Here is a 9,171-nt window from a genome sequence, read left to right as displayed (position 1 = left end):
GATCCGATGCCCCGCAACCAACGCCACAGCCGCAATGCCGAGGTCGATTTCCGGGGTCAGAGGCGGACGAATGCCACCCATGGCTCGACCACCGATCCGGATGCGCGGCTCTACAGGAAGTCCCCCGGCACCGGGGCGATGCTGTGCTTCATCGGTCATGCTTTGATGGAGAACCGGTCGGGCCTCATCGTGCAGGGCGATCTTACCCGGGCCGATGGCCGAGCCGAACGGCGCGCGGCGCTCGACATGATCACCGCCACTCCCCGGGTCCGACCCGGAGGCTGACGCTGGGTGCTGACCGCGGCTTCGATGCCGGGGGCTTTGTCGCCAACCTGCGCGAGGCATGCGTCACGCCCCATGTCGCGCAGAGATCACGATATTCGGCGAGAGACGGGCGAACCACCCGACACAACGGTTACGCCAAATCCCAGCGTCATCGCAAACGCATCGAAGAGGCTTTCGGCTGGGCCAAGACCGTCGGCGGCATGGCCCAGACCGTCTATCGCGGCCTCGAGAAGGTGCGATCCCGCTTCATCCTCAGCCTGAGGTTTCGAGAGCCAGATCGAGCGTGTCGGTAACGTCCCCGGCCCGCATGGTGGTGCACAGCTTCCATGCGATGACATAACGGGAGAAGTCGTCGAGCACGGTCGACAGGTACATCCAGTCCCAAGGGCAGCTTGCGCGATGAGATTGCGCCGGGCCTCCGCGCGATCCCGGCGGGGCGCAAGGGTGTAGTGGTCTTTTAAGGTCGACGATGGCACGAGGGAGGCTCTCGTCGATGCCGTCACCTACGGAGGGGCCGACTGGATCAAGCCGATCCAGGAGATAGTGCCGATGCCCACTATACGGCGGGTCCGGTCGTCGGGGTGTTTCGGCTGCGATCTTGGAGGGTGGTCTTTCCGAACCGTAATGCTCATGCGGCCAAGGATCCTGCCGGCTGCCAGCCACCTTGATGCAACGGCAAGTATTTCTGGAATCGCGCCCCCGCAACCAACGATAATTGCAAAACCTCCGTAGCATAATGCGCGGAGGTTTTTGCGTTTCTACGCCCGGGCTTCCGCGAGCCGCCCGATTGCGCCAGAAGATTGTCCAACGCCTCGGCTTCCGACAGGAAATTAGGATCCTTCTTTCCTGCGGCAAAGCGCAGGATGGCGCCGAGATCGCCGCGCAGCACGATGGCCAACTCGCCGTCCTCCGGCACCAGCGTCACCTGGTCGACCAGCGAGCGCAGGATCTCCGCCGCCTGCGCGCGGCTGTCCTCGTGCTGCAGGTTCTCGGAAAGCTCCCCGATGCGTTGGGCATAGAGCGCTGCCATGTTCGGGTGCAGCAGGGGCGGCGGTTCGTCGGCATTGGCCAGTTTCTCCGTCAGCTCGGCCTTGCGCGCCTCCAGCTTGGTCATCTTCTCCTTCATCGAGGGGTGATACATGCCGTCGGTGATCGCCTCGATAATCTGGGAAATCTGCCTGCCGACCTTGTCCAGTTCCCGGCGCGCGACCTCCAGATCGGCGCCGCGCTCCATGCGGAGTCGGTTCACCTCGCGGGTGAACTCGGCGCAAAACTCCCGGAACAGTTCCGGCTCCATCAGGTGCTTTTTGAGGCCGTTCAGGACCGAGGCCTCGAGGGCGTCGCGGCGGATGTTCACCCGGTTGCCGCATGTGCCCTTGTTGCGCGCCGTCGAGCAGCCCAGCAGGTCCTTCGAGATCATCGAATAGCCTCCGCCGCAGCAGCCGCATTTGACCAGACCGGCGAAGAGGTGTTTCGGGCGCCGCCGGTCGTTCAGCGGATTGCCCTCGTGCCGGTTGCGGGTCGAGAAGGCCAGTTTGCCCTGTCGGGCCTTTACCGCGTCCCACAGGGCCTGATCGATGATGCGCAGCTCCGGCACCTCATGGGTCACCCATTCGCTTTCCGGGTTAAGCCGCGACACCCGCCGGCCGGTGTCGGGATCCTTGACGTAGCGCAGCCGGTTCCAGACGAGACGGCCGACATAAAGCTCGTTGTTCAGGATGCCGGTGCCGCGCTCGCGGTTTCCGTGGATGGTCGAGGGACCCCATTCCCGGCCCATGGGACCGGGCACGCCCTCGCGGTTCAGTGTCATGGCGATGGCGCGCGAGGAAAGCCCGCTGTCGTAATCGGCGAAGATACGGCGGATCACGGCGGCCTGAGCCGCGTTGATGGTGCGGTCGCCGCGGATCGGCTCGCCGCTGGCATCGAACTTCTTGACGACATCGTAGCCGTAGGAGTTGCCGCCGCCGGATTTGCCGTCCTCGACCCGGCCGCGCAACCCCCGGCGGGTCTTGTCGGCCAGGTCCTTGATGAACAGCGCGTTCATCGTGCCCTTGAGTCCGACATGCAACTCGCTGATCTCGCCCTCCGACAGCGTGAACATCTTCACGTCGGCATAGCGCATGCGCTTGTAGATGCCGGCGATATCCTCCTGGTCGCGGCTGACGCGGTCCAGCGCCTCGGCCAGCACCAGGTCGAAGCGGCCGCGGGCGGAATCCATGACCAGCGCCTGGAGCCCGGGCCGCTGGATCATGCTGGAGCCGGAGATGGAATGGTCGGAATATTCCTCGACCACCTGCCAGCCTTCCTTCTCCACCCGCAGGCGGCACATGCGGAACTGGTCGGCGATCGAGGCCTCGCGCTGCAGGTCGGACGAATAGCGGGCGTAGATGGCGACTCTCATGCGCAAGCCTCCTGGTCAGTCGGGGTGGTCTCTTCCGGTCTCGCGCTCTTCGGCCTCGACGAAATCCCGTGCCGCGCTGCGGGCAAGCAGGCGGACCAGCTCGACGAGCCGGGGATCGGGCGAGGGCAGGGGAGCAGCGGACTCCCGGGCCGGTTCTGCGAACACCCGGAGCCGTTCCGCAACTGTCTGCCTCTGCCGTGCCATCGCCCCGTTGCGCTCCTCGCGCGGCAGGACCCGCGCCAGCACAAGCGTGGCGCAGGGAAGGGCGGAATCACAGGCGGGTTCGGGCGCATCGCATCAAGCCTCGGCGCAGCACAGCGTAAGCCAGCGCTGCCGCGCTTGCTGCAGGGGGCGCTGCGCGGCGGCGTCATCGAAGAGTGGCGTAAAAATACAAAAAAGTCGCGGGAGATCTCGCCGCAGGACACATAGTCGGCGAAGTTCCGCAGCTCAAAGACGGAACGTCGCGGGAGGGTGGGACCGTCGCAGAGGGCGGAAAGCGGTCTTTCGCTGCGGGGTGCACCAACGACCGATTTAGGCAGTTATCGGACTTGAAGCCGTCAGGTGGACGAAACCAGTGGGGCCCCTATAGGCGAAAGCGTGGTTGGCATTGAAATGTGCGGTCTAAGCAAATTCGGCTGGCTCTACGGCGAAAGCACGGTAGAGTAGCAACATGCCTCCTAAGGGCGACGAGAATTTTCTTCCGAAAGAGAACCACAGTTCGTGTCAGATTACAGTCAACAAGGTGATGACCCCGAATATACCCTAAGTGCTGCATTTTGGGAAAGGGGGCAAGCTCTCGGCTTTCCTATCCAATTTGACCTCGTGCTCAAGCATCTGCGACAGGACATGAGGGACGACTGGTACTTCGACTGCCTGCAATATGACGACCTATTCAAGAATCCGGACGAGGCCAAACGCATCGTCCTGTCTCTACTGCAGGAATGGAACGGTGTGTACTTCGGCACCCGCAGCGTTGTGCGTAATATCCCCAAGAAGGGCTATGGAGAACGCTACGGCCTGGAGACCGACTTCTTTGATCGTTTCGTCTATCAGGCGATCTGCACATTCCTTATCCCCTACTATGACAGTCTGCTTAGCCACCGAGTGCTCAGCTACCGCTACGACCCGTCGCCGCAGAACTCCAAATACTTGTTCAAGAACAAGATTGACCGATGGTTCACATTTGAGGGCGTAACTCTGACGTTCGCCCGCTCGAACCAGCACTTGCTGGTGACCGATCTCAGCAACTTTTTCGAGAACATCTCGCGAGCGCAGATTATCGCAGCCTTGGAGAGGGCTATCCCGGAGATCGTGGCGACGGGCCCTGAAAAGCTCCATATTCGCAATGCTATCGGTACGTTGGACAGGCTGCTCGGACAATGGACGTTCAGCCGAGACCATGGTCTACCACAGAACCGGGACGCATCTTCTTTCCTTTCCAACATCCTGCTCTCTTCCGTTGATCGCGAAATGGCCAAGAGGGGTTACGATTATTACAGATACGTGGACGACATCCGCGTTTTGGCTGAAACGGAGATCCACGCGCGCCGCGCACTTCAAGACATTATCAGGGAATTACGGAAGGTCGGCTTGAACATCAACGCGAGCAAGACCGAGATATTACAGCCTGAAGTTTCACGAGAGAAGCTGGTCGCCTACTTTCCTTCACAAGACAGCGCGACCACCGCCATTAATCAGATGTGGCAATCTCGGAGCCGCAGAATTGTGACCCGCTCTGTCGAATACATCTTCGGTATCCTGACCAGTTGCATTGAAGCTGGGGACACTCAGACGCGTCAGTTCCGCTTCGCGGTGAACCGCGTGGCCCAGATTGTGGAGTCTGGTCTATTCGACGTCGGCGACGCACTATCAGCTACATTGCTCGATACGCTTTCCCGCTCGCTTTCGGAACATGCTGTATCCACAGACCAATACTGCCGGCTTATTTCAACGCTTGACCGAGATGGCCAATGCCTTCCAGCGCTGGAGGAGCTTCTGTTGGCGGAGGAACGAGCCATCCACGATTGGCAGAACTACAATATTTGGATGCTGCTCGGATCGAGGAGACACCGATCGGATAGGTTGGTTGACCTAGCCGCTAGGAAGCTCCGCGAGGACATAAGGTCCGGCGAGGCTGCTGCCATTTTAATCTGGCTGCGGTGTGTCAATGAAACGGCACTTATCCGCGGGTGCATCGAAAAGTTCGGCGAACTGCCTTATCAGAACGCCCGCTACCTCTTGATCGCTTCCTCAGTGCTTCACAAAGATGACCTCAAGCCTCTACACGGCCATGTGCCGATCTACCTCAAAGGCACAGGGCCAAGAGCCGAGCGTTACACCAGCGAGGAAGGTCTTCCCTTTGCAAAACGGGAGGCGCCCGATCTGCTGAACCTTGTCGACGAGGTCAGTGAGTATGATTGACCAGGATTGGAAACTGCTCCTCTTCATGAAGGACTTTACTGGGCGGGGCGCAGACTGCTTCTACTGGTTTGACGACGGACGGCTGCTCGAAACTGACGCACAGGACGTCGTGAAATTCTCCGGCGCCGTAGTCTGCCATGATTTCTGGATGATACGTGATGCGCTGTTCGATAAGACGGGAACGCTGCCAAATACGGTCGTTGACCTCGACGAATTCCGAATATCCACCAGTGGAAACCCTGAAGACCGTCTAGCACGCGAAAAGCACGACGTAACCGCTGTTCTTGAACAGTATGGTGTCGAGCAGGAGGTATGCTCCGCTTACAAGCGGATGTTCAATAAGGGCATACCGTTCGAGGCAGGAGTTGCGTCCAAGGCGGCGGCGGCGCTTGCGCAAATGTATCTTGCCTTACTTGAGCGCGCGGAGGCTGCAGGTGAAGCAGAACGCTTCTTTACCGTCGAAGTGCCGGTCTACCGGCTTCTTCAAAGCGCGATGGCCGTTGGTATCATTATCGACAGGCAGCGATTGTCGGAGATGCGCGCCGAGGCGGAACACGACTACTTCATGTGCCTCAAGGATTACTCTGCGAAGCACAACATGCCGTTGGAAACTCCGAACAGATCGGCGCTAGAGGAAAAGCTGCGTTCGGATGGGTTCGAACTGGACGATGTCTCGATCGAATATCTCCTCGAGTACGTGCCGCACCAACGGGACTTTGGGAGCGACACCATAGCCCTGCAGGCGGCGGACACCGCACGGCGGGTGCTGGGCTCGTTAACCCTGTCGACCACCATCATGCGGCCGGTATTGGATGTGTTTGGTTCCCGCACCTCGCGCATCCATTTGCGCAGCCCCAGTCTGCAGAACATTTCAAAGAAATATCGCGGCATCATTGCCGCGCGCGAGGGCGCTGAGTTGAGCTACGTGGACTTTGATCAGTACGAGGTCGGAATCATGGCGGCGCTTTCAAAGGATTGTGAGCTGATGGAGCTCTACGCCGCAGGTGATATGTATGACCTGTTTGCTACCACGCACCTTGGGCTTCCAGGGAACAGGAAGGCTGCCAAGCAGCTCTTTCTGTCCTACGCCTATGGGATGAGCAAGAAGGCCCTGATCGACGCAGCGGTTTCGCTTGGCGTAGATCGGCCTCGCGCCAAGACTGCATTCGGACTATTCGTGCAGTACGAGGCCTGGAAGAGGTCGGTTTGGGCCGATTTCCAAGCCAATGGACGTGTTGCGACCTTGCTCGGCAATCATTATCTACGCGATCGTGGCGGTCCGCTGACCGCTAAAGAACAGCGATCTGCAGTGAGTCAAGTCGTTCAGGGGACGGCATCCCTCATCTTCAAGAGGGCGCTGCTAGACGTTGGCGAATTGGACGACGTTACCATTGTCCTTCCTATGCACGACGCGCTACTCTTCGAACATAGGTTGGCAGATACGCCCAACAAGGTCGTGACGGCATTCGAAAACGCAATGACGACAACACTGGGGGGCGGGGTGAGAGGCAAGGCATCTGTTGGCGCTTTCGCAACCGGCTGAACGCGCGCCGATCGCACTTCAGCCGCGTGCAAGTGTCCGCTTGCGAGAGCAGTGGGTAAAGTTCGGCTGTCTGTCGCCATGGGCGCTATTCGGACGCTGTTCACAGCGCGTGCGAGTGACTGCTCTGGGCCGCCGCAATCAATTGGTGGTCAGCGGCTCGACTGAGCGCCCCAAGCCTACAGATAGCTGCGGCGCCGCATGTTGCTCGGAACTCGCAACCGCCATCCGGATGGTTCCTCCTTTTGTCCGCTTGCGACCCCACTACGGCCGCATCAAAGAACCTGGCGGATTGCCCAAATCGGACGTCACCCGGCGCGGAAGATGTTACACGATAGGGCTCAAGGTACTTGGCGAGCGGGTTTGATATTGTCTAAGAATCAGCCAAGCTTACTCGATCCGTAATTATTAGGCTTGCGAGATGACCGTCACCCTGTACCAACTCAAAGACCGTGCGGCCTGGATGGAAGCCAGATGCCGTCAGCTTGAAGAAAAGGCCGCCAGCCAGAACGGAAAAGTCTCGCTGCACGAGCGCTGGCGCCATGAATACGCGTCATCCCCCTATCTACTCGGTGCACCGGACGACCGTCTGGCCTCTCGGTTCAACGACATTTTTAAGAATGTCATCGAGTTAAGTGAAAAATCCCAGATCGTACCGTTGCCGATCAGCAGTGAGCATGCCTTCATGGAAAAGTTCACGCATATGCTCGAGGAATACGGGATTCGAACAGGAGGAATGCCGGAGGAGGCAGTCCTTCGGGAAGCTACGGCCCCTGCGGTGAAGTACTTTGCGAATGGTGCACCGATCGCAGCCAAAATTTTCGAAAGCTATTCATCCCCGCCCGGACCCTTCACCGTTAAATACGGCCAGCGCCAGCATCTTGAACCCATGCTTAAGACAGGGAGAGTACGTATATCGCCTGCCTCATATTACAACGACGACAATCATAATGCCGCGGTCAGGGATGACGAAATCCACCGAACCTTCTTCATCCCGACCTTTCGCGAGAGGCTTAAGGGAATCCATCACACTATTTTTCAGGGGTTCCGGTTGGAATATGGAGATGACGACCTTGTGTTGCCGATCGAGGCCCCCGATTATTTCCTACTCAGCCTCTGTGACGGCATCCATTACCGTATGCCGACGGATTTCGATGCTGATGCCGCGCTCGTAATTCGTGATCCACAACGTTTCGCGCAGCGTGTGATATCTAGTTTCCTTGCGCGATATCCCCGATGGAAGCCACACTACGGCCCTGTGACGTACTACGATCCCTATAGGGATTTTACCAAGGTACGAGTCCACCAGATGTCCAAGCACTTCGGCTATGCCTATCAACGCGAAGTGCGTATTGTCATGGAATCTTACGACATGCCCATGCAGCCAATGCAGCCTGAATTTCTCGAAATTGGGCCTATGGTTGATTATGCTGAACTGCTAACCGCATAAAGCTCCCCCTAAAAGTGGCATCGAGTGATATCCGCTTTGAGTCATTCGATCCTAGGAGCAGGCTGTCCGAAGCCTCACTCGAACAGACATTGGGCCTAGCACAGCGAACGACATGAAGGTCTCAAAACGCCGACGCTCCGCCTGGCGATTTTCTGCGCCATGCGTCGACCGTCCACTCCAGAGAATGCGGCCACGCAGCATCTGTCGGGGTCGACTGGCGGCTATGGGCCGGACCTTTCACCGATGCGCGAGATATTCTGCCGAGACGTAACCCGAGATAGCAGGCCTGTCGGTGAGCGAGACTTTGCACCAGACCTTGCCACTATTCGTCACGCAGCTCTGGCGGGTGAGACGAGTTCCGTCGGGCAGGCCGATGATGATCTTGTGATTGAGGCCCGGGCCTTCGCGCAGCTTCAGCAGATCGTCCGGCCCGGCGCCCTTCACCACTGCGCCGGAACCGACCGCGCAGCCGCTGGCGATCATGAGAGCGAAAAGAGCGGCAAAATGGGTTCGCATCATCCATCCTGAATCGTTTTGCCATCATTACGACACCATCGTGCCAAATGACAGCAGGGTGGTGCCGCACGCGGGTAGGGGGTTGCCAAGGATAGCCATGAATGCCCGTCCCATCCGGCAGAGCGGCGGCTGAGGACGTGGCCACGCAGCATTGGGCGTGGCCGACCGACCGCCCTGGCTCGCCCTTGCCCCCGGCCTCTGCCCGGCCGCTGCCGTCCCTCCTCTTCGTCAGCCGGGCTTCCGAAGTCGGGGCCGATCCCCTAGGCTGCGCCGCAAGTCTTTTCCCCTGATCCGCCCGGACGGAGCCGAACCATGAGCAAGCTCTTCACCCCCATCGCCGCAGGCAGCCTCTCGATGCCGAATCGCGTGGTCATCGCGCCCATGTGCCAGTATTCCGCCGAGGACGGCCGGATGACCGACTGGCACATGATCCATCTCGGCCAGCTTGCCCTGTCGGGCGCGGGGCTGCTGACCATCGAGGCCACGGCGGTCAGTCCCGAGGGACGCATTACTTATGCCGATACCGGCCTGTGGGATGACGCGACCGAGGCAGCCATG

Annotated in this window: 6 protein-coding genes and 3 pseudogenes; 5 read left to right on the top strand and 4 right to left on the bottom strand. The window is 59.5% G+C overall.

What is annotated here, in order from left to right:
- Positions 1-578, top strand: a pseudogene (locus AQY21_RS10530) (transposase); the annotation flags it as partial.
- On the opposite strand, the pseudogene AQY21_RS29720 reads toward AQY21_RS10530, so the two are convergent.
- From AQY21_RS29720 to AQY21_RS10520, 3 genes and pseudogenes are all read right to left on the bottom strand, one after another.
- Positions 541-669 (bottom strand): annotated as a pseudogene (locus AQY21_RS29720) (DDE-type integrase/transposase/recombinase); the annotation flags it as partial. The pseudogenes AQY21_RS10530 and AQY21_RS29720 overlap by 38 nt on opposite strands.
- A gap of 244 nt (positions 670-913) precedes the next feature.
- Entirely contained in the window at positions 914-2,686 is a 1,773-nt protein-coding gene (locus tag AQY21_RS10525) for a recombinase family protein (protein WP_058097620.1), read from the bottom strand.
- A 15-nt stretch (positions 2,687-2,701) separates the two neighbouring features.
- Positions 2,702-2,851, bottom strand: coding sequence for a hypothetical protein (locus AQY21_RS10520; RefSeq protein ID WP_203416480.1), 150 nt, complete (start codon positions 2,849-2,851; stop codon positions 2,702-2,704).
- A 555-nt stretch (positions 2,852-3,406) separates the two neighbouring features.
- Between AQY21_RS10520 and AQY21_RS10515 the strand changes: the two genes are divergently transcribed.
- The 3 genes from AQY21_RS10515 (at position 3,407) to AQY21_RS10505 (ending at position 8,097) form a co-directional block, all read left to right on the top strand.
- The gene (locus AQY21_RS10515; RefSeq protein WP_058097618.1) at positions 3,407-5,107 is read left to right on the top strand and encodes an RNA-directed DNA polymerase; all 1,701 of its coding nucleotides are present in this window, start codon (positions 3,407-3,409) and stop codon (positions 5,105-5,107) included.
- Complete coding sequence (locus AQY21_RS10510; RefSeq protein ID WP_058097617.1) at positions 5,100-6,650, top strand: DNA polymerase; 1,551 nt, start codon at positions 5,100-5,102, stop codon at positions 6,648-6,650. The genes AQY21_RS10515 and AQY21_RS10510 overlap by 8 nt, the downstream gene beginning before the upstream one ends.
- A 418-nt stretch (positions 6,651-7,068) precedes the next feature.
- Positions 7,069-8,097 (top strand): hypothetical protein, encoded by a 1,029-nt coding sequence (locus tag AQY21_RS10505; RefSeq protein WP_058097616.1) that lies wholly within the window; start codon positions 7,069-7,071, stop codon positions 8,095-8,097.
- A 237-nt stretch (positions 8,098-8,334) separates the two neighbouring features.
- Here AQY21_RS10505 and AQY21_RS10500 read toward each other — a convergent pair whose 3' ends face one another.
- A complete protein-coding gene (locus AQY21_RS10500) occupies positions 8,335-8,616 on the bottom strand; it encodes an SH3 domain-containing protein (protein WP_065169918.1) in 282 nt (93 codons plus the stop codon).
- Between the two features lie 309 nt (positions 8,617-8,925).
- Here AQY21_RS10500 and AQY21_RS10495 point away from each other — a divergent pair.
- A pseudogene (locus AQY21_RS10495) lies at positions 8,926-9,171 on the top strand (oxidoreductase); the annotation flags it as partial.

It is taken from the genome of Paracoccus sp. MKU1 (genome assembly GCF_001447385.1).
GTDB lineage: Bacteria > Pseudomonadota > Alphaproteobacteria > Rhodobacterales > Rhodobacteraceae > Paracoccus.
This window is presented reverse-complemented; position numbering and strand designations above follow the sequence as displayed.